General features: G+C 62.5%; 22 protein-coding genes and 7 pseudogenes. 16 read left to right on the forward strand and 13 right to left on the reverse strand.

All coding sequences use genetic code 11. The features are described 5' to 3' along the window. Window positions 1-89: 89 nt before the first annotated feature. From CXY82_RS18610 to CXY82_RS11530, 3 genes and pseudogenes are all read left to right on the forward strand, one after another. Window positions 90-518, forward strand: a pseudogene (locus CXY82_RS18610) (multicopper oxidase family protein); the annotation flags it as partial. Window positions 519-536: 18 nt separating this feature from the next. Beyond that, complete coding sequence (locus CXY82_RS18615; RefSeq protein ID WP_370287903.1) at window positions 537-1,277, forward strand: multicopper oxidase family protein; 741 nt, start codon at window positions 537-539, stop codon at window positions 1,275-1,277. A gap of 73 nt (window positions 1,278-1,350) precedes the next feature. Next, window positions 1,351-1,773 (forward strand): DUF302 domain-containing protein, encoded by a 423-nt coding sequence (locus CXY82_RS11530; RefSeq protein WP_104171056.1) that lies wholly within the window; start codon window positions 1,351-1,353, stop codon window positions 1,771-1,773. Between the two features lie 198 nt (window positions 1,774-1,971). On the opposite strand, the pseudogene CXY82_RS11535 reads toward CXY82_RS11530, so the two are convergent. Further along, window positions 1,972-2,115, reverse strand: a pseudogene (locus CXY82_RS11535) (IS256 family transposase); the annotation flags it as partial. Between the two features lie 334 nt (window positions 2,116-2,449). Between CXY82_RS11535 and CXY82_RS11545 the strand changes: the two are divergent. After that, complete coding sequence (locus tag CXY82_RS11545) at window positions 2,450-3,406, forward strand: MFS transporter (RefSeq protein ID WP_370443703.1); 957 nt, start codon at window positions 2,450-2,452, stop codon at window positions 3,404-3,406. Window positions 3,407-3,474: 68 nt separating this feature from the next. Here the strand turns inward: CXY82_RS11545 and CXY82_RS11550 are convergent, their stop codons facing one another. Further along, a complete protein-coding gene (locus tag CXY82_RS11550) occupies window positions 3,475-3,972 on the reverse strand; it encodes a GNAT family N-acetyltransferase (protein ID WP_255408588.1) in 498 nt (165 codons plus the stop codon). Window positions 3,973-4,238: 266 nt separating this feature from the next. Continuing rightward, complete coding sequence (locus tag CXY82_RS11555; RefSeq protein WP_104171058.1) at window positions 4,239-4,469, reverse strand: PLD nuclease N-terminal domain-containing protein; 231 nt, start codon at window positions 4,467-4,469, stop codon at window positions 4,239-4,241. 560 nt (window positions 4,470-5,029) lie between these two features. Between CXY82_RS11555 and CXY82_RS11560 the strand changes: the two are divergent. The 5 genes and pseudogenes from CXY82_RS11560 to CXY82_RS11580 form a co-directional block, all read left to right on the forward strand. Next, window positions 5,030-5,425: pseudogene (locus tag CXY82_RS11560) on the forward strand (recombinase family protein); the annotation flags it as partial. A gap of 470 nt (window positions 5,426-5,895) precedes the next feature. Then, window positions 5,896-6,111 (forward strand): DUF2945 domain-containing protein, encoded by a 216-nt coding sequence (locus CXY82_RS11565; RefSeq protein WP_104171059.1) that lies wholly within the window; start codon window positions 5,896-5,898, stop codon window positions 6,109-6,111. A gap of 210 nt (window positions 6,112-6,321) precedes the next feature. Next, window positions 6,322-6,765, forward strand: a complete 444-nt coding sequence (locus tag CXY82_RS11570; RefSeq protein WP_104171060.1) for an integrase core domain-containing protein — start codon at window positions 6,322-6,324, stop codon at window positions 6,763-6,765. 449 nt (window positions 6,766-7,214) lie between these two features. Further along, a complete protein-coding gene (locus tag CXY82_RS11575; protein WP_104171061.1) occupies window positions 7,215-7,958 on the forward strand; it encodes a GPP34 family phosphoprotein in 744 nt (247 codons plus the stop codon). Further along, on the forward strand, window positions 7,888-8,541 hold the full coding sequence (locus CXY82_RS11580; protein WP_146069116.1) for a hypothetical protein: 654 nt from the start codon (window positions 7,888-7,890) through the stop codon (window positions 8,539-8,541). Before CXY82_RS11575 ends, CXY82_RS11580 begins: the two co-directional genes overlap by 71 nt. A gap of 63 nt (window positions 8,542-8,604) precedes the next feature. On the opposite strand, the gene CXY82_RS11585 is transcribed toward CXY82_RS11580, so the two are convergent. Beyond that, the gene (locus CXY82_RS11585; RefSeq protein WP_104171063.1) at window positions 8,605-9,033 is read right to left on the reverse strand and encodes a TetR/AcrR family transcriptional regulator C-terminal domain-containing protein; all 429 of its coding nucleotides are present in this window, start codon (window positions 9,031-9,033) and stop codon (window positions 8,605-8,607) included. Between CXY82_RS11585 and CXY82_RS11590 the strand changes: the two are divergent. Further along, a pseudogene (locus CXY82_RS11590) lies at window positions 9,017-9,410 on the forward strand (transposase); the annotation flags it as partial. The gene CXY82_RS11585 and the pseudogene CXY82_RS11590 sit on opposite strands and share 17 nt — an antisense overlap. A 57-nt stretch (window positions 9,411-9,467) precedes the next feature. Here CXY82_RS11590 and CXY82_RS17995 read toward each other — a convergent pair. The 5 genes and pseudogenes from CXY82_RS17995 to CXY82_RS11615 all read right to left on the reverse strand — a co-directional run. Continuing rightward, window positions 9,468-10,053 (reverse strand): annotated as a pseudogene (locus tag CXY82_RS17995) (transposase domain-containing protein); the annotation flags it as partial. Between the two features lie 11 nt (window positions 10,054-10,064). Further along, complete coding sequence (locus CXY82_RS11600) at window positions 10,065-11,243, reverse strand: glycoside hydrolase family 1 protein (protein WP_104171064.1); 1,179 nt, start codon at window positions 11,241-11,243, stop codon at window positions 10,065-10,067. Window positions 11,244-11,254: 11 nt separating this feature from the next. Beyond that, on the reverse strand, window positions 11,255-12,076 hold the full coding sequence (locus CXY82_RS11605; RefSeq protein WP_198411515.1) for a carbohydrate ABC transporter permease: 822 nt from the start codon (window positions 12,074-12,076) through the stop codon (window positions 11,255-11,257). A gap of 2 nt (window positions 12,077-12,078) precedes the next feature. After that, window positions 12,079-12,939 (reverse strand): carbohydrate ABC transporter permease, encoded by an 861-nt coding sequence (locus CXY82_RS11610; RefSeq protein ID WP_233194030.1) that lies wholly within the window; start codon window positions 12,937-12,939, stop codon window positions 12,079-12,081. Window positions 12,940-13,049: 110 nt separating this feature from the next. Next, window positions 13,050-14,318 (reverse strand): sugar ABC transporter substrate-binding protein, encoded by a 1,269-nt coding sequence (locus tag CXY82_RS11615; protein WP_233199308.1) that lies wholly within the window; start codon window positions 14,316-14,318, stop codon window positions 13,050-13,052. A gap of 131 nt (window positions 14,319-14,449) precedes the next feature. Here CXY82_RS11615 and CXY82_RS11620 point away from each other — a divergent pair, with 131 nt between their 5' ends. After that, window positions 14,450-15,049, forward strand: a complete 600-nt coding sequence (locus tag CXY82_RS11620) for a TetR/AcrR family transcriptional regulator (protein WP_104171067.1) — start codon at window positions 14,450-14,452, stop codon at window positions 15,047-15,049. A 197-nt stretch (window positions 15,050-15,246) separates the two neighbouring features. Here CXY82_RS11620 and CXY82_RS11625 read toward each other — a convergent pair whose 3' ends face one another. From CXY82_RS11625 to CXY82_RS17355, 3 genes and pseudogenes are all read right to left on the reverse strand, one after another. Beyond that, a complete protein-coding gene (locus CXY82_RS11625) occupies window positions 15,247-16,095 on the reverse strand; it encodes a transposase (RefSeq protein WP_369828351.1) in 849 nt (282 codons plus the stop codon). A 63-nt stretch (window positions 16,096-16,158) separates the two neighbouring features. Further along, a pseudogene (locus CXY82_RS18620) lies at window positions 16,159-16,257 on the reverse strand (hypothetical protein); the annotation flags it as partial. A 55-nt stretch (window positions 16,258-16,312) separates the two neighbouring features. Beyond that, on the reverse strand, window positions 16,313-16,471 hold the full coding sequence (locus CXY82_RS17355) for a hypothetical protein (protein ID WP_158252180.1): 159 nt from the start codon (window positions 16,469-16,471) through the stop codon (window positions 16,313-16,315). Window positions 16,472-16,522: 51 nt separating this feature from the next. On the opposite strand from CXY82_RS17355, the gene CXY82_RS11630 reads away from it, so the two are divergent. Next, window positions 16,523-16,936, forward strand: a complete 414-nt coding sequence (locus CXY82_RS11630) for a hypothetical protein (protein ID WP_104171069.1) — start codon at window positions 16,523-16,525, stop codon at window positions 16,934-16,936. 50 nt (window positions 16,937-16,986) lie between these two features. Here CXY82_RS11630 and CXY82_RS11635 read toward each other — a convergent pair whose 3' ends face one another. Further along, the gene (locus tag CXY82_RS11635) at window positions 16,987-17,835 is read right to left on the reverse strand and encodes an alpha/beta fold hydrolase (RefSeq protein WP_104171070.1); all 849 of its coding nucleotides are present in this window, start codon (window positions 17,833-17,835) and stop codon (window positions 16,987-16,989) included. Between the two features lie 419 nt (window positions 17,836-18,254). Between CXY82_RS11635 and CXY82_RS11640 the strand changes: the two genes are divergently transcribed. From CXY82_RS11640 to narI, 4 genes and pseudogenes are all read left to right on the forward strand, one after another. Further along, entirely contained in the window at window positions 18,255-21,983 is a 3,729-nt protein-coding gene (locus CXY82_RS11640) for a nitrate reductase subunit alpha (RefSeq protein WP_104171071.1), read from the forward strand. After that, the gene (narH, locus tag CXY82_RS11645) at window positions 21,983-23,704 is read left to right on the forward strand and encodes a nitrate reductase subunit beta (RefSeq protein WP_104171072.1); all 1,722 of its coding nucleotides are present in this window, start codon (window positions 21,983-21,985) and stop codon (window positions 23,702-23,704) included. Before CXY82_RS11640 ends, narH begins: the two co-directional genes overlap by 1 nt. Next, window positions 23,701-24,348: a nitrate reductase molybdenum cofactor assembly chaperone gene (narJ, locus tag CXY82_RS11650; protein ID WP_104171073.1), complete on the forward strand. Its 648-nt coding sequence runs from the start codon at window positions 23,701-23,703 to the stop codon at window positions 24,346-24,348. Before narH ends, narJ begins: the two co-directional genes overlap by 4 nt. Further along, window positions 24,348-25,138: pseudogene (gene narI, locus CXY82_RS11655) on the forward strand (respiratory nitrate reductase subunit gamma). Before narJ ends, narI begins: the two are co-directional and overlap by 1 nt. The last annotated feature ends 3 nt before the right edge of the window (window positions 25,139-25,141 follow it).

Below are 25,141 nucleotides of genomic sequence, written 5' to 3' on the forward strand. Positions count from 1 at the left end.
CGGACTTCCTGGTTCTCGCCCTACGTCAAACGGCGGACTTGCTCTGAGCTACTGGCCTCAACTCACCCTGACACGTAGGGGATACCCTCAGCGTGAGCCTTCGCAATGGTCTGGCAGACCCAAGCAACCTGCACGTGCACGGCCTCCACGTCTCGTCCGAGAACGACAGCGACAACATGTTCGTCACCGTCGCAACCGGCGACTCCTTTGATTACCAGTACGACCTGCCCGCCAATCACCCGCCGGGCGTGTACTGGTATCACCCGCACCACCACGGTTTCGTGGCCGATCAGGTATTCGGCGGACTCTACGGCGCCATCATCGTCGAAGACCCCGACCCCATCCCTGCCAGCCGGGAACGCGTCCTCGTCGTCTCCGACATCACCCTCGATTCCACAGGAACAATTCCAGCGGCCACAGCGATGGAGAAAATGTCCGGACGCGAGGGAGACCTCGTCCTGGTCAACGGACAACTCACCCCCAGCATGACTGCCCGCCCTGGCGAACGGGAACGATAGCGCATCATCAATGCCTGTGTGTCCCGCTACCTGCGGCTGCGCCTCGACGGGCAGCAGATGTCCCTTCTCGGAATCGACTCCGGACGTTTCGAAGCCGCGCACGAAGTCAACGAGGTCGTGCTGGCCCCGGGGAACCGGGCCGACCTTCTCGTCACCGGCACAATCGGCACCTCCGTACTGCGTGCCCACACCTACGACCGAGGTAGATCCGGCGGAATGATGATGGGCGGCGTAGGCTCCACTGCCGCCGCCGACATCGCGCTGGCCACATTTATCGTGGCCGGTGACGTTGTCGCCACAGTCGCCGCCATACCCGGTCAGCCCGTTCCGCGTGACCTACGCACAGCTACCGGAACCGCCCGACGCGAGCTAATCTTCGCGATGGGAATGGGCGGAAATATGGGCGGCGGAATGGGCGGGGACACAGGCAGCGGCATGGGCGGAGGAATGGATGGCGGCATGATGTCAGCCACGATCAACGGCCGCGCATTCGATGCCACCCGGGTCGACACGACCGTGCAATTCGACAGCGTGGAGGACTGGTTGCTGACAAATACCAGCCCGCTCGATCACCCCGTGCACCTGCACGTGTGGCCGATGCAGATCATCGAACAGTCAGGCCAGCCCGTCAAAACCATCATGTGGCAGGACGTCGTGAACATCCCGGCACTCAGCACCGTGCGTGTACGCATCGCGTTTGACGACTTCAGCGGACGTACCGTGTACCACTGCCACATCCTCGACCACGAAGACAGTTGAATGATGGGAGTCATCACCGCAAACTGACACCAGCTGCAACCATCAGTTCAAGAAAATGGATCAGGAGAAACCAATGAACTACGCACACACCATCACCGTCTCGCTGCCCTACGAGGAATCCGTCTCCAGAGTGCGGGAAGAACTCGCCAACCAGGGATTCGGCGTTCTTACCGAAATCGACGTCCATGCGACCTTCGAAACGAAACTCGGCGCGGAAAGCGCACAGTCACTCGGCGACTACCTGATCCTGGGCGCCTGCAACCCGGCCCTCGCCGAACAAGCACTCAACGCAGAGCCCGACATGGGATTGCTGCTTCCGTGCAACGTCGTCATCCGACGCAGCCCATCAGCGAATACCACCACGGTGCAAGCCATCAACGCACAAACCATGGTCCAGTTGAGCAATTCCCCAGGGATACAGAACGTTGCTGATCAAGCCGATGAACGTCTTCTCGCCGCGCTAGCAGCTCTCCAAGAAGAAAACAGCAGCAAGTAACATGCGATCCGCTCCGCTGAAGCACGGTCAGGACTTTGTCGCTGAATCTGTGAACAGCAACGCTCAGCGGCGCTATTTTCCTGGGTTTATCTGGGAAGAGGGTCATCAAGAACCCAAGCGTGCCCATCACGTTCTTCCTGATCTGTGACAGGCTGAAAAAACTGCCGGGGACCTACTCGTTCATCTCTTGGAGCCCGTGGTCAGGACGGACATCCACAACCTGACGCCCTCACCGCTCGTGCCAGCCCACAGCCCCAGAACGTCTTTCTCCCCGGCCAGCGTCACGCCGTTGGCCGGGGAGAAAGGTCGGGTGGCAATCTGCCCGTCGCGGGTCTTCACCACGAAGGGCCGGGAAACGTGGCGACGAGCACGCCGATGGCGGGATGGTGTTCACGGTGATGGCGGCATTGGCCGATACGGAACTGGTCATCAAACGTGAACGCATCGTGGAGAGTGTCAGCAAGCGCTGTCCAGCGAGGAAGGATCTCGGCGGGTGCCGACGTCGATTCGCTGAGAGTTAAATACCCGACGCCGGCGAATCTGCCACCCCGGTCGCGAGAGATCTGAGTATGTCCCGCGCCATGCTTTACAGGAGAAATGTGAAGATTACCCCGGTTTCCTCGCACCAGCCAGAGCCCGCCTCATCGATCGATTCGGTCGCCGCCTTGTCCTCCTCCTGCTCAGCAGCGTTTTCGGGTTGAGCTTGGTCGCACTCGCACTGCTCACGAGCTCGGGCGCACCAGTCTGGTTATGCGTGACCGTGGCCGGCCTCCTCGGCGCGTTCGCTCCACCGCTGGGCCCGACAATGCGGGTCGCCTGGGCATCGCTGACCCCGACGCCAGGCCACCTGAAAAAGGCTTTGAGTCTGGATGCAGTCCTGGAGGAGTTGCTCTACCTTGTCGGCCCCGCCTTGTCCGGCTTGCTCTTGGTCATCATCCAGCCAAGTACCGCCCTACTCATCCCTGCCGCACTGATCCTGGTCGGGACAGCACTGATGATGTCTTCTCCCGCGATGGCCGCGACCCCGGTCGACGCGTCACGCAGGGACGCAGCCAGCGCTGCGCCCCTGCTTACAGAACCTCGATTCATTGCGCTGCTCCTGCCGGTGCTGGCAGTCGGCCTCGTGGTCGGCACCGTCTACGTTGCGGTCCCAGCCATGATTGCCACTGTTGGTAATGCGGCAGCGGTGGGAGTTGTCCTCGCCCTGTTCGCGGTCGGCAGTGCCGTTGGAGGCCTTGCCTATGGTGCTCTTCACATCACGGTGTCCTCGCAGCGCCAACTCGTGATCCTGGCGACATTGTTCATCACGGCCACCGCCGGTGCTGGCCTCGCGACGTCGACAATCTCCCTGGGACTGGTAATCTCGGCCGCTGGACTCTTCCTTTCCCCGGTCATGATCGTGGCGTATTTTGCGGCCAACGATTTTGGTGGAACAACCCGTCAGACCGAGTCAACAACGTGGGTGAACACCGCTCACAACGTCGGTGCAGCGGCTGGGAGCGCGCTCAGCGGCTTCCTCGTCGAGAGCTGGAACGTGAGTTCAACCTTCCTCACCACAGCCGGGGCAGCCGCAGTCTTCGTCGCTCTCAGCGCCGGCATCTCCGCGAGGCCCTGGCGACGACCCTCCGCCTAATTGACTGATTTCAGGAAGGTCTTTTGGAACGACGGCAGCTCCTCGCCGTCACCGTCGTGACGGATTGTCTAGTTTCGTCGGCCAGGTGTCACACCGAAGAACGGCAGGCAGGGCGAGAGGCCAGCCATCTTCACCTTGAGACGCGGCCTCCCGTCCCACGCCTCACGTGTCAGACGCAGTCGGTCGGAGGTGACTGCTCGGCCATCGAGTACATCTCTGGAGATGCCATCGTGCTTGTAGCCAAGCTTTCGCGAGACACCTTGTGACGCTGGATTGTCTTGGACAACCTCGGACAAGGCAGCGTCGGCTTCGAGGCCGTCGAAGGCGAGGTGCAATAGGGCGGACCGTGCCTCGGTCCCCCGGCCTTTCCCGTGATGTTCGACGCCGAGCCAGGATTCTGTCTTGACTTCGCGAAGGATTGAGAACTCACGCCCTCTGAGAGCAACCATGCCGATGGGTTGCTGCTCGTGGAAAACAGCGAGTTCCAGGGTCCACGCGTCCGTGCTCCAATCGCCTCGGCGGCTCCAATGCTGCTTCATGACGTGCACTGTGCGTTCGGTGGTAATAGTCCGTCCACGGCGTCAGGTAGGGGCGCTCACCGCGCTGATGGACGCCCCCGGCGGCGACCAACGCGACTTCGGTCAACTCCTCATCGGTGGGTAGGTGAAGCTCGAGTCGATCCGTGTTCAGGTGCAAGCCGACGAAGGGCCAGTGATCAATGAGCATGACAACAGTCTGGCTACTTCGCACACCATCGCCAGCGCGGCTCGCTGGGGCTGATGCACTGTGCCACCGGGGAACCCCTTCCGCGAAGGGAAATGAAGGTCGAGGTCTATCGAACCTGGCGTGTGAGTCGAAGGCCGAATGGGTGTGGCCCGGCGAAATACCAAACGAGCGCGCCGAGTAGAGGCGCGAATACGACGGCGATCATCCAGAGAACTTTCTCCACCTCGGACAGGTCGCGGGTTCGCGCGATCTGGACGATGGCGTACGCGATCGCAGCGCCGTAGAGGACTGCGACGACGGATGCGAGAGCGATTGCAAGTGCGGCTGGATTGTCCATGACGGTTCCGTTCGTTTGGCTACTTCAAGATAGGGCCCCAGTGAAGATGCGTCTACGGAACCCTTCGCGGGGTGCTTCCCTCCCACTACCTTCCGTGGCCAGCGCCTCCCTGACCTTTTGTGGATTCGTTTGCTTCAAGAATCGCGCTCTTGCGCCGTCCCCAGCGGATGAAGAGCGCCAGAGCCACGATGATCCCAACCAAAAGGAAAACCTGAACGACCACCCAAAAGTTCCACCAAGACAAAGAACCGAATTCCATTTCGACCGCCCCTCGGCTCGCGGGCATTCGATTGCGCTATCTAGCGCGAGCTTACGACTCGGTGGCTGTCCAGGGCAACGCGCTGCCGATTGCAAGCCAAAGGAAGCGTCTCGAGCAAAAGGCCAGGGTGCTACCCGCGCAAGGACCCCTTGTGGCTTGATTTCGTAAACCGATAGGTTTGCCTCAATCAGGGGAGAAAAGTGGCCGACAAGTGGGCGTTTGTGTGGTTAATCGCAGTGTCGGCCACGGTATTCACCCTGATGGGCTGTTCACCTGCCGAGGGCTTCTCTGACCTGCGTAGAACGCTGTGCTCGTGCACTCCATGGATCGCCTTGCCCGTAACCTCGACGACCTCCGCTCGATCGTGCGCCGGCTCACCGCGAAGAAGGTCCGAGTCGAGTTTGTGAAAGAGCAAGTCTCCTTCACCGGTGACGACAACGCGATGGCGAACCTGCTCCATAACGTCATGGGAGCCTTTGCTGAGTTCGAGCGGTCCCTGATCCGTGAACGTCAGCGCGAGGGTATTGCCCTGGCTAAGAAGCGTGGCGTGTACCGCGGCCGCACCCCCTCATTGGACGCGGCCCGCGCCGCGGAGCTGCGTGAGAAGGCCGCCGCCGGCGTGCCGAAAGCTGCTCTCGCTCGACACTTTGGGATCAGCCGCGAAACCGTCTACGCCTATCTCCGCGCCGAGGTCTGAAAGATTCTCGGTTGAGGCAGGCGCCATGCCTGCAACTGGGGGAGTGGGACGAGTTCGCGGCACCTCGTTTCCTGGCGCGGAACAGGCGCCAGGGCCAAACGCTGCGCAGGGCGCGCTGTGGCAACGACATCGAGCGAGGGCCCTGGATAGAGGAATGACTCAGCACTGGCCGGTTCTCCACCTACGTCGTCCTCCTCTGAAAGCATAGGAGTAGGGCCTTTCTTGAAGCTGGTGTGTGGTCGAAGACCATCAGTTTCGAGAAAGGCCCGCTTCTATGTGCGGAAGCGACCCGGAGTGGGGAATTTCAGTGAGCAGGACTGGAGAATTTCAGCGAGCGCCGTCACGAGCGCGTGGCAAATCAAGCGTGGAAAACGAATTGCGCGGGCACGATCATTCCTTAGAACAGACAGGAACATGACACTCAGCCCACCCCTCTAGCCCAGGTCCGTCTCCGTCCGTATGCTTCAAGGATGACAGACTTCAGCACAGGCGACCGGGTGAGTTGGGCGACGTCTCAGGGGCGAACTCAGGGGGAGGTAATCGAGAAGAAGACGAGCGATTTTGACTTCGCGGGCAAAACGTTCCACGCTTCGAAAGATGACCTTGCGTTTATCGTGAAATCTGAGAAAACGGATGCCGAAGCCGCGCATAAGGCCAGTGCCCTTCGCAAGCTGTCGCCACGTTAGGGGCAACTGAGCGCGCGACCGTGGCCAGCACCATGCGCCGCCTCGGGTTGGTGGGCATCAGCCCCAAACGCTGGCGCACCACCACGGTCAGCCAAACCGAGGACGCCTACCCGGTCGACGTCATCAAACGGCAGTGGGACACCGGGGCCCTGAACCAGGTCTGGCTGGGCGACATCACTTATCTGAGGACCTGGGAAGGGTGGCTCTCATTTGGCCACCGTGATCGACGCGCACTCGCGCCGCGCGATCGGCTGGGCCATCGCCGACCGCACCGACCTCATCAAGACCGCCCTGGTCATGGCCATGGCGCTCCGCGGTGAGCGGCCCGAGCAGGTAATCTTCCACTCCGATCGTGTCACCCCGTCAGCGCAGATCACCGCGTTCGCGAAACAGCACCGCATCACCCGGTTGATGGGCTACACCGGGGTCTGCTGGGATAACGCGATGGCGGAAAGTTTCTTCGCCACGCTCAAGACCGAGTTTTACCATCGACGCGTCTGGCCCAGCAAAAACAAAGCATCCAAAGAGGTCGGCGCCTGGATCGAAGACCGCTGCAACCGGCGCCGCCGGCACACATCCCTCGGCCAGGTCAGCCCCGTCGACTTCGAACTGCAATACTCAAACCAAAACGCGGTCTTCGCTGAAGCCGCATAACCCCGTGTCCACTAACCGGGGGCAAGGCCACAAGGCGCTCGCTCAGCGAACCGGACCGGCGATCCGCTCGTCGTGACAAAAACTCCACCGGCTCAGCCGGTCGCTGGAGAACCTCATCGATCTATCGAACTCCCTCCAGGAGTTCGGAGACACGTGCCCCACGATCCACCGGCGCCGGGCCAAACCATGAGCCTCGGCCGTCCGCTGGAGAAAGAGTCAGCAGCTCATCGACCTTGAGCAGCGACATTCCCGCTGGGGACTATTCACCGATTCGGCAAATCGGGAGATCGACAAGATCGGCGACTTCGGACAGGCGACGGCGAGGGTCGTATCCGATGTCGCATCGGACGTCGGAAATGCCGTCTCTGATGGCGCCGAAGCAGTAGGCGACTTCGTCGAGGATGCGTGGCCATGGTGACCTTGCCCCGTCGGCCTGAAAGAATAGGACCATGACAGACGCCACCACGTCGGTGCCGAGCATCGCCGAAGACATCCAGCTGATGCTCCAGCAGAGGCCGGGACAGCTCGAACCCGACCAGATCATGCCGGGCGCCGGCGCTTTGATCGAACTCGCGCTCGAAGGACGCATCCTGACAGACCCGAAGGACGGATTTCTAACCGAGCCCGCTGACAACGCCCGCCTCGTGGTCGTCGACGACTCGCCGACCGGGTCCGCCATGTTGGATGCCCTTGCAGTGGTATCTGCTCGGCGACGACCCCCGTTCACCTACAAGGTGCTTCAGCCGGTGACTGTCGCCGTGGTGCCCCACCTCTATGTGGCACTCGTCGAGCGCGGGGTCGTACGCGAAACCGGCGGCTATCCGACCGGACGTGATCGACTCGAGATCGCCGACGAGTCTGTGTTCCTCGAGCGCAAGTCCGTTCTGGCGCGGGCGCGGACCCTGCCAGCAACGGTGTCGGATCCCCGAATCGGGCGGTCATCGACCTGCTGCGTAACAACGGCACGTACCGTGGAGAGACGGGTCTGCTGTCGATCATCGCCGGGGACTGGTACCCGCCAGCGACGAGGGACGTCATCTCGTCGATACTTCGCGGCGTCCGCCATATGTCCACATCGCAATGAATGCGTGACCGTACGACTTTCCACGGGAGAGGATGAACATGACCGATACCGAAACGATGACCCCCACGTCTTCGTTACCCGCGACGCCGGCGTCCCCGAATGTGGATGACATCGGTTTCTGGTGCACGAGCTGCAGTATCTGTTCAGCACCTCGCCGGGAGACAGCGCGGATCGGCAAGGGCTTCGGTGTTCTCGGGGTCGGTGTGGGCGTTCTCAACATGGCTACCGGCGTCAACGGGATGTTGGACGGCGACGTCAGCTCAGACGACAGGTGGGCTCTCGCCGATGGTGTCGCGGGAACGATCACGAGCATCGGTTCGTTCGCCCCTCCGCCCGCGGGACAGGTATTTGCAGGTGTCGGCGCGGCCTATACCGCCGGACGCTGGGGTCGGATCGCGAACGTCAATGAAGAGGGCGGCGACGTCATCAAAGCCATGATCGGGAGCATCGGCGCGAACCCACGGAAGGGTGCCACCCACACCCGCGCTGACATCGTCGACGAGCTGCTCATCGACGATGTGGCGGCCCTCGGTGCGTCCCAATATCCCGGCGGGTTCCAGTCTCTAGGACCATGCCCCATGTTGCCCCACGTCAATTCGCCCAAGCGCCCATCCATACGGGCGCACGTCTGTCTAGCAGCCGGGAGACCAGTCCGACAGACCCCCGAACAAGTGTGTGAGTCGCAAAGCTAAGCGGCGGTATCGCGTTGGCGCATTGTGGCCGGTAGTGCGTGTTCCCAGTCTTCCTCGTCAGTCTCAGCGCAGATCGTCGAGACCGGTATCGCTGGCGTAGGCGGTGAGAAATACGCGCGTGGCCTCCGCTGCATGGGCCTTCATGCCGGTGGTAGTCGGGATGGCCTCGTCGCCCAGGAGCGTGGCTTCGTTGACCGGCGCGGCGAGTACCAGCCAATTCAGGGTCGTGGCTGCTACTGCTGGGCTCGGTGCGCTCAGGAGTCCGCGCTGTACGAGCTTGGAGATGACGATGGCCAATGATTGGATCGATCGTTGGGGACCGTTTTCGAATAGGGCTTGGGCCAGTTCGGGGAAGCGGCTGACCTCTCCGATCACTAGGCGTCGTAGGCGGAGCAGCCTCGGTGTCATGACGATTCGCATCTCGTCCATGGCGTATTGCATGAAGTAGGGCGCGAGATCTGCTTCGTCGTCCGCGTCATCACCCCTGGGCATTCGGTACCCGGCAGCGGTGAAAACGTTCGAGGACGCGTGGGAACGCTTCACTCCGTTCCTCGCGTTTCCACCCGATTTGAGACGCGTGATTTACACGACTAACAGCATTGAGTCGTTGAACTACCAGCTGCGGAAGGTGACGAAGAACCGCGGTCACTTCCCCAACGATGAGGCCGCGATCAAGATGCTCTGGCTGGCGATCTGCAACATCGAAGACAAACGCGCCCGCGACCGAGCCAAGGAACGAGGAGGCAACCGCACGACCAAACGCAAGGCCGAAGGCCGCCTCGTCGAAGGCCAAAATCACCACGAATTGGAAGCTCGCCCTCAACCAGCTCGCCTTGGCCTACCCAGACCGAATCAACCCCCACCTCTAACCAATTCCGAAACACTTACACAAACCACTTGGCAAGCTCTTTCGACGTCGTGCACGGGCCCATCACCGCGTCCAGACTGGCATGCGTTCCGCACTCAGCCAACGCCACCAACCGTGCCTGTGGGAAAAGATTGCTCCCCGCGACTGACGGGTGGGCGACCAAAGAACTCAGCATTTACGACGCTGTCGGCCAGATCCAGGATCGTTCCGTCGATGGACATCAAGCGCCATCCAGCCAATCAGGACCCCGGCGTGTCAGGCCCTGCCAGCGGCTGTGCGACACGGGCAAACAGGTCCCGAACCAGTTCAAACCCCAGCCGCCGACGCGCCTGAAAGATGGCGGACTTCGACGGCGGCGCATACGCCTCGGACCAACCAGACGACCACGACAGCCCATCCGTGAGCTGAGCAAACACGTCCTCGTAGGACGCTTCGGCATACAAGCCCATCCCGATTGAAAAATACGTCATCACCCGCGCCGGCAACGCCCGGTTTCGCTGCTCAGTCCGCCCCGCGGCCTGAACCACCTCGTCGATGACATCAGCCGGGAACACCCGGGTCAACAAACTAACCGACAATACATCCGACAACCGACGGTCAGAGACCGGCTTCACCCACCCTGTACGCGCATAACCACAACGCAACACGAGAACGCTTAACTGAACGGTGTTGAGGTTAAGAGCCGCCCGGCCCGGGCGACCTCTCCGAGCCACGCCAGGCTCGGCTTGGGGTGGCGCTCGAACGTCTCGGCGTCCCAGCCGATGAGCCCGAAGGTGGGCGCGTAGCTGCCCCACTCGTAGTTGTCGAGCGCGCTCCAGTGCAGGTAGCCGCGCACGTCGATGCCGTCCGCGATGGCACTCAGAATCCCCTCGAGCGCTCCCGTCGTGTAGTCGATGCGGCGCGCGTCGTCGGCGGTCGCGATGCCGTTCTCCGTCACGTAGATCGGTACGCCACCGTTGCGCTGCCAGGAGCGGCGGATGCCGAATTCGATCGCTCCGGGGTAGTACTCCCAACCGGTGAGGGTGCGCTCCGCAGCAGCCGGAATCGCGATCGGCCCGTTCGCGCCGATTTTCGTGCGCGTATAGGCCTGGATGCCGATCCAGTCGTCACCGCGCGCTGCGTCCATGAAGACATCTTCGCGCGAGTATCCGTAGTCGTCGGCCGCCTGCTCGGCGCCCGGCTCGGGCTGGTAGGCCTGCGTCGCGACCGACCACCCGGCGCGCTTGCCGGCGCCGCGCAGGATGTCGACCGCGCGCGTGTGTCCGGCGATGAGGTTCTCGGTGACGACGGGGTCGCCGGCCCGGAGGCCGACGTGCGGAAACGCCTCGCGCGAGTTCGCCATGATGGCGACCATGTTCGGCTCGTTGATCGTGCAGACGAGGTCGACGTCGGAGAGGATCGGCAGAGCCGACTCGACGAAACGCGCGAACCGGTCGACGACCGCGGGGTTGCGCCAGTCGCCGTCCCGCGCGAGCCACGCGGGGTTGGTGAAGTGGTGCAGTGTGACCATGGGCGTGAGTCCGAGGCCGAGCGCCGTGTCGATCATCCGGCGGTAGTGGTCGAGCTGCGCCCGGGAGACGAAGCCTTCCTCTGGCTCGATCCTGGCCCACTCGATGCCGAACCGGTAGCTCGTGAGCCCGGCGTCGGCGAGCAGGCGCATGTCCTCCGGGTAGCGGTGGTAGCTGTCCGCGGCATCGCCACTCGGCGACTCGACTGGATGCGGGCTCGGCAGCCGCCCGTGCTCGCGCAGCCACCAGTCGCTGGAAGTGTTGTTGCCCTCGACCTGGTGCGGCGCAGTGGCGGCACCCCACAGGAATCCGTTGGGAAAAGTCATTGTGTTCCTTACTATTTGATTCCGGTCAGGGCGATGCCCTGAACGAAGTAGCGCTGCAGGGCGATGAAGATCGCGAGCACGGGCACTACGACCACGACGGCGCCCGCCATCATCAGGCCGTACTGCGAGGCGTTCTGGCCGACCGAATAGAGCGCGAGGGCGACCGGAAGCGTGTACTTGTCCTCGCTCGTCGCGACGACGAGCGGCCAGAGGAAGTTGTTCCAGCTGCCTAGGAAGGTCAGGATCGCAAGGGTTGCGACGGCCGGTCCGCACAGCGGCATGATCACCCGGAGGAAGATCCGCCACTCACTGGCGCCGTCGATCCTGGCGGCCTCGATAATGTCGTCGGGAAGGCTCAGGATGAACTGCCGCATCAGGAACACGCCGAGCGGCGTGATCAGGAACGGCAGGATGAGGCCGGGGTACGAGTTCACGAGGCCGAGGTTCGAGGTGAGCACGAACAGCGGCACGAAGGTCACGACGCCCGGCACCATGAGCGTGCCGAGCACAAGACCGAACAGCACCTTCTTGCCGGCGAACTCAAGCTTCGCGAGCGCGTAGCCCAGCATTGACGAGAACACGATGTTGCCGAGCGTCACGAAAACCGCGACGACAACGCTGTTGGTGAAGTAGGTCGTGAAGTCGAGCCGCCCGAAGAGCTGCACGTAGTTCTCGAGCGTCGGGTTCTCCGGGAAGAAGTTCAGTGGGGCGCTGCGGATCTCGGCGTTCGTCTTGAACGAGCCGAGTAGCATCCAGATGAACGGGAAAATCATCGCGACGAACCCCGTGACGAGCACGATGTAGAGCCACCATCTCGGTTTGCGTCTCATCATGGTCAGTCCTTCTGTCGGAGGAATCGGAACTGCACGAGCGACAGGACAACGATGCCGAGGAACAGCACGTAACTGGCTGCGGAGGCATAGGAGTAGTTGCCGAATCCGAACTGGTTGAACGTGTACATCGCGGTCGAGAGGGTCGCGTCGAGCGGCCCTCCGCGCGTCATCACGAAGGGCTCCTCAAAGAACTGCAGGAACCCGATGCCCGTGATGACCGCCGCGAACAGCAGGGTCGGTCGCAGGGCAGGCACGACGACGTTGAAGAATCGCTGAACCGGACCGGCGCCGTCCATCATGGCTGCCTCGAGCTGCTCCTGCCCCACGCCCTGGAGCCCGGCGAGGAAGATCACCATGAGGGTTCCGATGTTGCGCCAGATCGCCATGGCAATGAGCGATGGGAGGGCGAACGCGGTGTCTTCGAGCCAGTTGGGGCCGGAGACTCCGAAGATCGAGAGAAACCCGTTGAGCAACCCATCCGGCTGGAGGATGAACTTCCAGACGATCGCGATCGCCACGATGCTCGTGACGACGGGAGCGTAGTAGCCCACGCGGAACACGGTGCGGAACTTGTTGATGCCGTTGTTCAGGGCGAGGGCCACGAGCAGAGCGAGAACGATCGTGAGCGGGACGCCCACAATCACAAAGACCGCGGTGTTGGAGAGGGCCTTGAGAAACCGGGGGTCCTGAAAGAGGTTTAGGTAGTTCTCGAGGCCGATGAAGTTCACGTTGAACGGCGATCGAAGGTCGCGGGTCGTGAGGTCGGTGAAGCTCATCACGAAGGACGCGAAGATCGGGCCGGCCATGAAGACCACGAACAGGATCATGAACGGGGCGGCAAAGCCCCACGCGATCCAGGTCATCTTGCGCCGACCGGGCGAGCGCCGAAGCGCCGTCGGCGCAGGCGGCGCGGGCGGCGCGGGCGGACGCGGTGAGGGCGCCCGCCCGGTCTCTGGTGCGAAGACGGCCATGGCTAGTTGCCGGTGCCGATCGTGTCCGCCTGCCGCTGGATCGTCTTGAGTGCGGCGTCGACGGTCTGGTCACCGCGCGTGACCTTCTCGAGCTCCTGGTCAATGACGGCAGACACCTGGGCCCAGGTTGGGATCGCGGGCGGCGCCTTCGAGTCGGCGAGCTGCGCGGCGAACACGCTCAGGTAGGGGTCGTCGGCGAAGATCGGATCCTCGAACGCGGACTGCACCGAGGGGAGGTCGGTGGAGATGTCATACCACTCGAGCTGCGTCTCGGGCTGGCTGAGCCAGCGCACGAACTTCCACGACGCGTCACGGTTCTCGCTGTCGCCGAAGACGGCGAGGTTGCCGCCTCCCGTGAAGCTCGTGCGGGTGTCGGCTCCGGGAACCTGGGCGACGGCGAACTTGTCGGCGAAGTCCGGGCCGCCCTGCTCACGGAGCAGTCCGACGTGGAACGGGCCGCTGAAGAACGAGCCGACCGATCCGTCGATGAACTTCTGTTCGATCTCGCCGCCCTCGAGGCGAACCGCCTCGGAGGCGCCCTCGTCGAAGAAGCTCTTGTAGAACTCGAACGCCTCGGCCCACTCTGGGGTGTCGAACGTGAACTCGGTGCCATCCTCGTTCAGGATATCGCCGCCGGCCTGCCAGGCGAGAGGGGCAACGTACTGCCAGGAGTCGAATCCGCCCGGCGGAAGGGAGACGCCTGACGTGGCGCCGCCGCCCTTGAGCGCCAGGGCAAAGGCCTTGTACTCGTCCCACGTGGTAGGCGCCTCGACGCCGGCGGCCTCGGCGAGGTCGGTGCGGTAGTAGAGAACACGCGAGTCGACATACCACGGCACACCGTAGGCGACGTCGTCGACGACCGCCGTGCTCCAAGAGCCCTCGAAGAAGGATTCCTCGTCGACGAGGCCTTCCGGGGTGGGCTCGAGAGCGCCGGTTGCAGCGAACTCGCCGACCCAGGTCGTGCCGAGCATCGAGATGTCCGGGGTCTCGCCGCCGGCGATCGACGTGGCAATGCGGTCATGCGCGGAATCCCACGGCACCGCAGTGACGTTGATCGTGACATCCGGATTCTCGTCCTCGAACTTGGTCGCGAGCTGGTCGAGCACTTCGCCCTCGTTGCCCATCGCCCAGACCGTGACTTCGCCCGTTGCCGGCCTGTCGTCGATTGCGGCGCCGCTCGTGGCGGTACTCCCGCCCTCGGAACGGCCACAGCCGGTCAGGGCGATAACCCCCACCAGGCCCATTGCCGCGATTGATCCCCATCGATTCATGTCGTGCCTCCATTGGTTCGACTCCTGCCGTATGGCAGAGTTGCGACTGCTCGTAACGGCCGCAGAGGGGTGAAGCCCCTCGTTGGATTTCGACCCTAGCCCAAAAACCTTACATGCGATAGGTTTCTTCTATGACGGACACTCAGGACCGCAAGCGCGGCAGCTACCCCAAGGGCCAAGCCCGACGCCAGGAAATCTTGGATGCCGCGCTTCTCGTGTTCGGTAAGAGCGGCTTCCACAGCGGCTCCCTGCGCGAGATCGCCAAGCGCGTCCAGCTGACCCCCGCAGGGGTGCTGCACCACTTCGCCTCGAAGGAAGACCTGTTCACGGAGGTGTTGAGACAGCGCGACGATCGCGTGCGCGCTGCCGTCGGCGATGTTAGCGAGATCACGCTTCTCGAGCAAATGCGCAAGGTCGTCGCCTACAACCAGACCACGCGCGGACTGACATCGCTATACACGGTCATCTCCGCCGAGGCCACAGACTATGAGTATCCGGTGCACGAGTACTTCGTCGAACGGTACGCGGCGACGGCCGCCGACACCGAGCGCGTGCTCTCCGAGGCACAGCGCGACGGCCTCGTGCGCACCGACCTCGACGTGCGGCATGCCTCGCGTCTCATCACTGCCGTGATGGACGGGCTCCAGCAGCAGTGGCTGCTCGACGAGAGCGTCGACATGCCCGCCGCATTCGATGAGTTCCTGCGCGGCTACCTGTTGCCGCCGTCCTGACCGCCTTTGACCCCGGCGAACGATGTTGATTGCACGAAATGGCGGTCGATATCGTCGGTTGGGTGGGACTTTGCCGGCGCGATCGTCAGGGACTGTGGCTGTGCTTTTGTTCTTGTGCCGATCGAAAACGGGGCCACGGGCGCGTTGACGGCGCAAGCCGGGGTCGCTGCCCCCGTCAGGGCGGTTCCGCCGGGTTTTTAGGTTGCTGGGCGGGCTGTCAGGGCGTTGTGCGCGGCCAGGCGGGCCTTGGTTTGCAGGGTGTGTAGCTTCATCAGGTTGTGGCAGGCAGCGATCAAGTCCCACTCGTGGGCTGCTTGATCCAACCCGCTCAGCAGCAGGAACTTACCCTGCCGGGTGTGGATTTGACCGAACACGGGCTCAACGATCGCTTTGCGTCGTGCGTAAACGGCGCGGCCCTTCTTCGTCTTCAATTTCCGGCCCATCCGCTCCCGCAACGTCGCATTGGCGGGGATCCATCCGCGGGGAACCTCCGGAACACGTTCACCGTGCTTGACCCGGCCGGTCGCGATGAAAAACTCGGTCCGGCCGCCGCTGGCCGCCTCGACGGTCTTGGCGTAGTCCAGATTCGCTGCTAAACAATACCCCGCATCTGCGAGGATCTGCTGGCGCAGGACACCTACCGTGGCATGGAGTTTCTCGATCAGTGGCACGACCTGTTCCACATCCACAGCACCCTTCTGCAGGGCAGTATCGTCATCGTGGCCCTTCTCCCGAGCTTTCTTCTCCGCGTCTTTCCGTGCCCGAGCGGCCGCGTCGGCCTCCAGCGCGGCGCGCGTTTCCGCCAGTTTCACCAGACGCGACTCCCGCCTGGCGAGCTCGGGCGGCAGTTCGTCGCCGCGTTTGTCTTTCCCGAATCGGGCATCCTCGGCGTCGTTGATCGCATCGGCATCAGCCAGTAGGGGGGAGACGTCGTCGGCGAGGACTTTCTGCTTCTCTGTCAACCGGGCGTAACTCATGGCCTTGCGTCTGGACGCGTTCGCGCGCACTTTCGTGCCGTCCAGCTCGACCTGCCCGAGCGACACCATCCCGGCCGCACGGCACAGTTCCAACGCTTGCAAGACCACGTTTCCCAGGCTGGAGAGGTGCCGTTTCCTAAACCGGGCGATCAAACGAAAATCTGGTGCCTGCTGCGCGGCCAACCACCGAAACGCGACCACGTCCACGAAGACCCGTTTCAACTCCCGCGACGATCGAACCCCGACGCGATGCCCCTAGAGCAGGACACGCGCCATCAACCTGGGGTCATACGGCGGCTGCCCCTTCGACTTCGCATACGACGCAAGCCGGCTCGAACGCCCGGAACCACTTGTTCACGCCAGCGCCAGCCTCAACACCGTCATCAACGACCGGATCAACGTTTTCCAGTTCAGCCGCAGGAAACAGACCACCCAAATCGCTCATAAGCAATTTTCCCAGACCACGACCCCAAGCCCGGGAAAACAACCGGCGTTCGTGTTCTTGCAGGCGTTGGAACTCTGCCGCGCTGCCGGGATGGTGTCGTTGGGGCAGGTCGCGTTGGACGGCACGAAGGTGCGCGCGAACGCGTCCCTGCGCAAGGCGATGAGTTACGGCCGGTTGACAGAGAAGCAGAAGGTCCTCGCCGATGAAGTCTCCGCGCTGCTGGCTGACGCGAACGCGATCGACGATGCCGAAAATGCACGGTTCGGGAAAGACAAACGCGGCGATGAGTTGCCGCCGGAGGTCGCGCGGCGGGAGTCACGCCTGGTGAAACTTGCCGAGACGCGCGCTGCATTGGAGGCCGACGCGGCCGCTCTGGCTCGGAAGGACGCGGAGAAGAAAGCCCGGGACAAGGCTTTAGTGTCGGGCTATTCATGCATGGCTACGACCTATCACAAGGCGAAATAATCCTGCTTAAAGGGTACGTAACCCCGTCGGCGAGGGCCTTACGCGGTTGGCTATTTCGCGAGGAATGCGAGTACGTGCTGGTTCCATTCGTCCTTGTGCGAAACGGTGACCCCGTGCGGGGCGTCTGTGATCACGACGAGTTCGCTGCCGGTAATGGCCTCGTGAGTACGTTTGCCACTCACCTCGAATGGCACGATGGTGTCGGAGTCACCGTGGATGACCAAAGTCGGCACCGTGATTTTCGTAAGGTCGTCGCGGAAGTCGGTAGTGGAGAATGCGGTTACGCAGTCGAGCGTCCCCTTCGGCGATGCCAGTTGAGCGATGTCGAGATTATAGGCAATCTGCTCGGAGCTAACCTTTGGAGTGTTGACCGGGGACGGCTTGCCGGCGGTGAAGAACATCTGCAAAAATTCGTGCAGGAACGCTGGCCGGTCTCCGGTCAAGCCGTCGTGGAACCATTGAGCCAAATCGGTGTCGACGCCTCCGTCAGGGTTATCATCCGCTTTCCAGAGGTAAGGCGGCACGGCGCTGGCGAAGACGAGCTTGGCGATGCGGGCGGTGCCATAGGTACTGACGTATCGAGCGAGCTCTCCACCGCCCATCGAGAATCCGACGAGGGTGACCTCCCGCAGATCGAGGGTATCGATCACGGCCTTCAGGTCGGCGGCGAACGTGTTGTAGTCGTACCCATCCCAAGACTGTGACGACTGGCCGAACCCGCGACGGTCAAAAGTGATGACCCGGTAGCCGGCCTCGACCAGTGCGGGTACCTGCCCCTCCCAGGACCTACTACTCAGGGGCCAACCGTGGATCAGTACGACGGGCTTACCGGCTCCGACGTCTTCGTAGTGCAGTTCGACGTCGGGACCGTTGTGATCCGGGGCGGTGATGAAGGGCATGGTCTCTCCTCGTAATCGGGGCGGTTCGTTGGAGGCAATCGAAATTGTGCATTAAGACAATAGAGGTTCGCTGGGAGAACGCTGAGCTGATGGGCACAGAGGCAAACCGTGTCACCATCAACGCTCCGCGGAAGGAGCAGCTTAAAACCGTCAGACGCCGAAACGAATTGCCTGGCGAGCCGCAGCCCTCCACGCACGGCGCACTTCCGTGCGGACGCTGCTGAAGTACGTCTTCTCAACCGGCGTCAGTGCGAACACTTAGCGCTACTATCCATGGCGTCCTGGATTAAGAAGTGAGGTGTTTTTGAGAAACCCGCTTCAACCCTGTTTCCCAGGATGACAGTCTCGTGTTAGGTGTCGACCATCCGCGTTCACGGGCACCACTAGCGGACTGCAAGGGCGATATATAGAATCTCCCCATGGCAGCTGCTCCAGTGCCTGCCGGTTTGGACGGAAAAGCGTCGGACACCATGTTGGCGCTAGGCCGTTTTTTCACTCGGTGGGACCAAACAGATGATGGGCGCGCAGTGTTCCGTGAAGGCGGGCGCAAGGGCGATGTGTTCTACCGCGACCGGTGGAGCCATGACAAGGTGGTGCGTTCCACCCACGGGGTAAACTGCACGGGGTCGTGTTCGTGGAAGGTTTACGTTCGGGACGGCATTATCACTTGGGAGTCGCAGCAGACGGATTACCCGTCGGTGGGCCCCGACAGTCCGGAGTACGAGCCGCGGGGGTGCCCCCGTGGTGCGGCGTTCAGTTGGTACACCTACTCACCCACGCGGGTGCGGTATCCGTACGCCCGTGGAGTTCTCGTCGAAATGTACCGTGAGGCGAAGGTGCGTCTCCAGGACCCCGTGCTCGCTTGGGCCGACGTTGTGGACGACCCTGAACGACGTCGTTGCTACCAGCAAGCGCGAGGGAAGGGCGGGCTCGTCCGGATTCCGTGGCAGGAGGCGATCGAAATCGCCGCCGCCGCCCACGTCCACACGATCAAGAAGTACGGTCCGGATCGGTGTTCCGGGTTCTCCCCGATCCCGGCCATGTCTATGGTGTCGCACGCGGCGGGTAACCGGTTCATCCAGCTCATCGGCGGGGTGATGACGTCTTTTTACGACTGGTATGCCGACCTTCCCGTGGCCTCTCCGCAGGTGTTCGGCGACCAGACTGACGTGCCTGAATCAGGTGACTGGTGGGATTCCACCTATCTGATGATGTGGGGTTCAAACGTTCCCGTGACGCGCACGCCTGACGCGCACTTTATGGCGGAGGTGCGGTATCGCGGCACAAAGGTGGTCGCGATCAGCCCCGACTATGCCGACAACACGAAGTTCGCCGACGAGTGGCTGCCCGCGCAGGCCGGCACTGATGCGGCGCTTGCGATGGCGATGGGGCACGTGATGCTCAAGGAATTCTTCGTCGACCGGCAGGTGCCCTATTTCAGCGGCTATGTGCGCCGCTACACAGATCTGCCCTTCCTTGTCCGGCTCGAGGAGCACGCCGGCGGTGGGCTGGTGCCCACGAAATTTTTGATGGCGGCTGACTTGCCCGACAAGGCGCATATTCCGGATGCTGCGTTCAAAACGGTCTTGCTTGACTCAGCCACTGGCGCTCCCGTGGTGCCCAATGGTTCCATCGGCTACCGGTACGGTGAAGCGGGTAAGGGCAAGTGGAACCTCGACCTCGAGGGTGTCGACCCGGCGTTGAGCCTTCTCGAAGAGTCCGTCTCAGGCCAGCCCTCGGAAACCGCTGAGATCCGGATGCCCTGCTTCGAGGCACCCTCCGGGGAGGGGTCGATCGTGACTCGCGGCGTTCCCGTCCGGCGAGTGACCGGGCACCTGGTAACCACGGTGTTCGACCTGATGCTCGCTCAATACGGGGTTGGGCGTCCAGGACTGCCGGGCGACTGGGCGACCGACTACGACGACGCGTCGACGCCGTACACGCCGGCGTGGCAGGAGGAGATCACGAGCGTGCCGGCCGCCGCGTGCATCCGGGTGGCGCGAGAATTTGCCCGCAACGCTGAGGAATCGAAGGGGCGGTCCATGATCATTATGGGGGCCGGTATCTGCCAGTGGTTCCACGGTGACGCCACCTACCGTGCGGTGCTCTCGCTCGTGATGCTCACCGGATGCATGGGGCGAAACGGCGGCGGCTGGGCGCATTACGTCGGCCAAGAGAAAACCCGTCCGATCACGGGATGGATTTCTCTCGCTAACGCTCTGGACTGGAGTCGACCGCCGCGCACCATGATCGGTACCGGGTATTGGTACATGCACACCGATCAATGGCGCTCAGATGGGTACTCGGCCGACTCGCTCAAGTCCCCTCTCGCTGATGGGCACTTCGACGGTATGCACACCGCGGACACGATCGCGCAGTCGAACAGGCTCGGTTGGATGCCGTTCTACCCTCAGTTCGACCGCAACCCGCTAGACCTCGCCGATGAGGCGCAAGCGGCGGTGGATGCGGGGGAGGCGCCCGACGCCCCCACCTGGATCGCCGATGCCCTTAAAAGCAGGCGGCTGACCCCCGCCATCGACGATGTCGACGCTCCCGAAAATTGGCCGCGCACCCTGGTGCTCTGGCGCTCCAACCTTTTCGGCTCATCTGCCAAGGGCAATGAGTACTTTTTGCGCAACCTTCTCGGCACTCACAACAACGTGATGGGCGCCGACCACGTGAACGCTACCCGACCGCGCGATGTGAAATGGCATGACGAGGCTCCGGAAGGAAAACTGGACCTGCTCGTCTCAGCTGATTTCCGGATGACGTCAACCACACTGTTGTCGGACATCGTCTTTCCGGCTGCAACTTGGTACGAAAAACACGACCTTTCCTCTACCGACATGCACCCCTTCGTGCACGCCTTCAGCCCCGCAATCGACCCACCGTGGGAGGCGAAAACCGACTTTGACACGTTTCGACTGCTCGCCGAGGAGTTTTCCCGGCAGGCGGTGACGCACCTCGGCACCCGACGGGACCTGGTCAGTGTGCCGCTGCAACACGATACGCCGGGGGAGATAGCGCAGCCGGGTGGGGTGGTGCGCGACTGGCGGAACACCGATATACCGGCGGTCCCTGGTCAGAATATGCCTGTCTTCTCGATCGTCGAACGGGACTACACCGCTATCGCGGAGAAGCTAGCCACGGTTGGACCCCTCGCGGAGGAACGCGGTTTCACCGTGAAGAACATCACCTATCGGATGGGGCACGAGATCGAGCGGCTCGCCCGAAGCAACGGGGTGATGCTCGGTGGCGCGGGGAATGGCCGCCCGGCCATCGATACCGATGCAAAGTTCGCCCAGGCCATCCTGAGCTTTTCCGGCACCACCAATGGCGAACTGGCCGTGCAGGGGTTTTGCGAACTGGAAGAGCAGACCGGCATGAAGCTCGTCGACCTTGCCGAGGGATCCGAGGAGAAGCGGGTGACCTTTGCGCAGACGCAAGCGGGGCCCGTCCCTGTCATCACTTCGCCTGAGTGGTCCGGGTCGGAGACTGGTGGGCGTCGGTATTCCCCGTTCACGATCAACGTCGAGCGGCTGAAACCCTGGCACACCCTCACCGGCCGGATGCACTTCTTCCTCGACCACGACTGGATGCGCGACCTCGGGGAGGCCCTCCCGATTTACCGACCACCGCTGGATATGCAGCGCCTGTTTGGCGAACCTCGGTTTGGCCCGAACGGAACCACCGAGATCACAGTGCGCTATCTGACTCCGCACTCGAAGTGGTCGATCCACTCAGAATATCAGGACAACCTTTTTATGCTGTCTCTATCGAGGGGAGGACCGACGGCTTGGATTAGCCCCACGGATGCGGCGGCCATCTCGGTCTCTGACAATGACTGGATCGAGTGTGTCAACTTCAACGGCGTGTACGTGTGCCGCGCCGTGGTCAGCCATCGGATGCCCGCGGGAGTCGTTTACGTTTACCACGCGCAAGAGCGCACAATCGATGTACCCAAGTCGGAGGCGACGGGCCGCCGGGGCGGAATTCACAACTCGCCCACCCGCCTGCTCGTCAAACCCACCCACCTCATTGGCGGGTATGCGCAGCTGTCCTACGCCTTCAACTATCTGGGCCCTACCGGCAACCAGCGTGACATGGTCACCACAATCCGAAAGCGTTCCCAGGAGGTGCGGTACTGATGCGCGTGATGGCTCAAATGGGCATGGTGATGAACCTCGACAAATGCATCGGGTGCCACACCTGCTCGGTGACCTGCAAACAGGCGTGGACGAATCGCGCCGGAACCGAATATGTCTGGTTCAACAACGTGGAAACCCGGCCGGGGCAGGGGTACCCGCGTCGCTACGAGGACCAGGAACAGTGGAAGGGCGGTTGGCAGCTAAACAAGAAGGGCCGACTTGTGCTGAAGGGGGGCGGACGCCTGAAGAAGCTTTTCGGAATCTTCGCAAGCCCCGTGCAGCCCGAGTTGAAGGATTATTACGAGCCCTGGACCTATGACTATAAAACACTGATCGACGCACCGCTGGGAGACGACTTCCCAGTGGCCCGCCCGAAATCCTTGATCACGGGCGAGGACACCAAAATCAGTTGGTCGGCGAACTGGGACGACGACCTCGGCGGCGCCCCGGAGATGGGTCACCTTGACCCCATCGTGGAGAAGGTGCGGAGGGAGTCGGAGGACAAGATAAAGTTCGCCTTTGAACAAACTTTTATGTTCTACCTTCCGCGGATCTGTGAGCACTGCCTCAACCCTTCCTGCATGGCATCGTGTCCGTCCGGTGCCATCTACAAGCGCGTGGAAGACGGCATTGTGCTCGTCGATCAGGACAAGTGCCGCGGCTGGCGCCAGTGCATCACCGGCTGCCCGTACAAGAAGATCTACTTCAACCACAAAACCGGCAAGGCCGAGAAGTGCACCTTCTGTTATCCGCGGGTGGAAATTGGCCTCCCCACGGTCTGCTCCGAAACGTGTGTCGGGCGCCTCCGCTATCTCGGCTTGTTCCTCTATGACGCCGACCGCGTCACCGACGCCGCAGCGGTGACGGATGTCACCGACCTGTACGAATCGCAGATGGACGTGCTCCTCGACCCGAACGACCCCGAAGTGGCCGCTGCCGCCCTCGACCAAGGCATTCCCAGCGATTGGCTGGACGCCGCACGGAAATCGCCCGTGTACGCTCTCGCGAAGGTGTACAAGGTGGCGTTACCGCTGCACCCGGAGTATCGCACGATGCCCATGGTTTGGTACGTGCCCCCGCTGTCTCCCATTGTCGATCTCCTGAGCGAACAGGGCCACGATGCCGAAGACAACGGCAACCTCTTTGGCGCCATCGACGCGCTGCGCATTCCCGTCGAGTACCTCGCCGAACTTTTTACCGCTGGCGACACCGACAAGATCACCGAGGTGTTACGCAAACTCGCGGCGATGCGCGCCTACATGCGCGGCATCACGATGGGACAAGAACCTGACCCGTCGATCCCCGCGGCTGTGGGGATGACGCCAGGCAACATGTATGAAATGTACAGGCTGATGGCGATCGCAAAGTACGACGAGCGCTACGTTATCCCCAAGGCGCACGTCGAGCAAGCGCATGACCTGGAGGAGATGGGCTGCTCGGTCGATTTCGAGGGCGGGCCGGGCATGTACGAAGACTCACCGTTCGGGGAGGCGAGTGGTCGACCGACGCCCGTCGCTGTGGAGAACTTCTACGCGCTCAAAGATCGGCAGACTTCCGACACTCCCGCCGGCGAGCAGTCGCTCCGGGGCCGCGTAAACCTCCTCAACTGGGACGGCAACGGAAGCCCCGTGGGTTCTTTCTCCGAGAAACGCGACCAGCCGCGCGCTGCACCGCCGTCACCGGCTGATTTGCGCCCACCGACGGATGGCGGTGCGCTATGAGGCGCGACCGGGCTGCAGCTCATAGCCTGGCGCAGCGGGTCTTCTACCAGGCAGCCTCGTGGTGCCTGTCGTATCCGGACGCTCAACTCGTGGGAAGGTGCGAGTTGATGCGGTCCGCACTGGCCGAACAGGGCCCGGCAGCACCTGATCTCACCGCGGTCATCGCGTACCTTGAGAACACCGCGATCGGCACCCTGCAGCGCTCCTACGTTGAGACGTTCGACCTCAGTAAGCATCATCCGCTCTACCTGTCCTATTGGACGGATGGCGACACCCGGCGCAGGGGTGACGTGCTGGCTGCGTTCAAGCAGGTGTACCGGGGGAGCGACTATCTGACCAATACGCACGGTGAATTGCCCGACTTCTTGCCGCTGGTGCTCGAGTTCGCGGCTGTGGCCAGCCCAGTAGCAGGCCGGGACCTGCTCATCCAGTACCGGCCCAGCGTCGAAATGCTCCGGCTTTCACTCACGGAGCACGGGTCGCCGTACGCCACCGTGATGGACGGCATTTGCGCCACACTTCCAGGCCCCTCGCCCGCCGACCGGCAGGCCGTGCAAGCCATGGCCGGCGTCGGCCCCCCCGCCGAAAGTGTCGGACTTGAACCGTACGACCCGCGCCTGCTTCCTTTGAACGCGAGCTCGTGATGTGGGACGTGCTGCTCTGGGGAATTCTCCCCTATGTGATGGTGGCGATCCTGATCAGTGGAACTATCTGGCGCTACCGTTACGACCAATTCGGTTGGACCACCCGCTCGTCCCAGCTCTACGAATCCCGGCTCCTGCGCATTGGATCGCCAATATTTCATTTCGGGTTCCTCGCCGTCATCGCCGGGCATTTCTTCGGCCTGGTGATCCCGATGTCCTGGACACTCTTTTTTGGGATGAGCCAGGACTTCTATCACCTCAACGCTCTGCTGGTCGGCGGCGTTGCGGGGGTCTGCACTCTCGGTGGCATTGTGATCCTGATCTATCGGCGCCGCAAAACCGGGCCGGTCTTCATGGCCACGACCACCAACGACAAGATGATGTACATCGTGTTGACCGCCGCGATCGTCCTGGGGCTCTGGACCACCCTCGCTAGCGTTTTCAGCGGCGAGCATGGCCACAACTACCGTGAAACCGTGTCGCCCTGGTTTCGTTCGCTTTTCATTCTGCAACCAGATATCGCGGCCATGGCCGCAGCTCCGTTCTCCTTCCACATTCACACCCTCGTGGGCATGATTTTGTTCGTCGTGTGGCCCTTCACCCGGCTGGTGCACGCCTTCACCGCACCTCTGCACTNCGGCTGGTGCACGCCTTCACCGCACCTCTGCACTACCTGTTCCGGCCCTACATCGTCTACCGGTCCAGAGATCAAGAGCCCGGGCAGATTCGGCCGGTGCGCCGCGGGTGGGCGCCCATCGGAACCCAGGATCGCACCCGGGACAAACGCTGATCG

Source organism: Cryobacterium sp. M23 (assembly GCF_002929655.1).
GTDB classification, from domain to species: Bacteria; Actinomycetota; Actinomycetes; order Actinomycetales; family Microbacteriaceae; genus Cryobacterium; species Cryobacterium sandaracinum.

Coding starts and splice junctions, on each gene's coding strand:
- CXY82_RS11530 (WP_104171056.1), top strand. CDS start 1,351: ATGAACTACGCACACACCATCACCGTCTCGCTGCCCTACGAGGAATCC.
- CXY82_RS11555 (WP_104171058.1), bottom strand. CDS start 4,469: ATGGACAATCCAGCCGCACTTGCAATCGCTCTCGCATCCGTCGTCGCA.
- CXY82_RS11565 (WP_104171059.1), top strand. CDS start 5,896: ATGACAGACTTCAGCACAGGCGACCGGGTGAGTTGGGCGACGTCTCAG.
- CXY82_RS11575 (WP_104171061.1), top strand. CDS start 7,215: ATGACAGACGCCACCACGTCGGTGCCGAGCATCGCCGAAGACATCCAG.
- CXY82_RS11580 (WP_146069116.1), top strand. CDS start 7,888: ATGACCGATACCGAAACGATGACCCCCACGTCTTCGTTACCCGCGACG.
- CXY82_RS11585 (WP_104171063.1), bottom strand. CDS start 9,033: ATGCCCAGGGGTGATGACGCGGACGACGAAGCAGATCTCGCGCCCTAC.
- CXY82_RS11600 (WP_104171064.1), bottom strand. CDS start 11,243: ATGACTTTTCCCAACGGATTCCTGTGGGGTGCCGCCACTGCGCCGCAC.
- CXY82_RS11605 (WP_198411515.1), bottom strand. CDS start 12,076: ATGATGAGACGCAAACCGAGATGGTGGCTCTACATCGTGCTCGTCACG.
- CXY82_RS11610 (WP_233194030.1), bottom strand. CDS start 12,939: ATGACCTGGATCGCGTGGGGCTTTGCCGCCCCGTTCATGATCCTGTTC.
- CXY82_RS11615 (WP_233199308.1), bottom strand. CDS start 14,318: ATGAATCGATGGGGATCAATCGCGGCAATGGGCCTGGTGGGGGTTATC.
- CXY82_RS11620 (WP_104171067.1), top strand. CDS start 14,450: ATGACGGACACTCAGGACCGCAAGCGCGGCAGCTACCCCAAGGGCCAA.
- CXY82_RS11625 (WP_369828351.1), bottom strand. CDS start 16,095: ATGGTGTCGCTCGGGCAGGTCGAGCTGGACGGCACGAAAGTGCGCGCG.
- CXY82_RS17355 (WP_158252180.1), bottom strand. CDS start 16,471: ATGAGCGATTTGGGTGGTCTGTTTCCTGCGGCTGAACTGGAAAACGTT.
- CXY82_RS11635 (WP_104171070.1), bottom strand. CDS start 17,835: ATGCCCTTCATCACCGCCCCGGATCACAACGGTCCCGACGTCGAACTG.
- CXY82_RS11640 (WP_104171071.1), top strand. CDS start 18,255: ATGGCAGCTGCTCCAGTGCCTGCCGGTTTGGACGGAAAAGCGTCGGAC.
- narH (WP_104171072.1), top strand. CDS start 21,983: ATGCGCGTGATGGCTCAAATGGGCATGGTGATGAACCTCGACAAATGC.
- narJ (WP_104171073.1), top strand. CDS start 23,701: ATGAGGCGCGACCGGGCTGCAGCTCATAGCCTGGCGCAGCGGGTCTTC.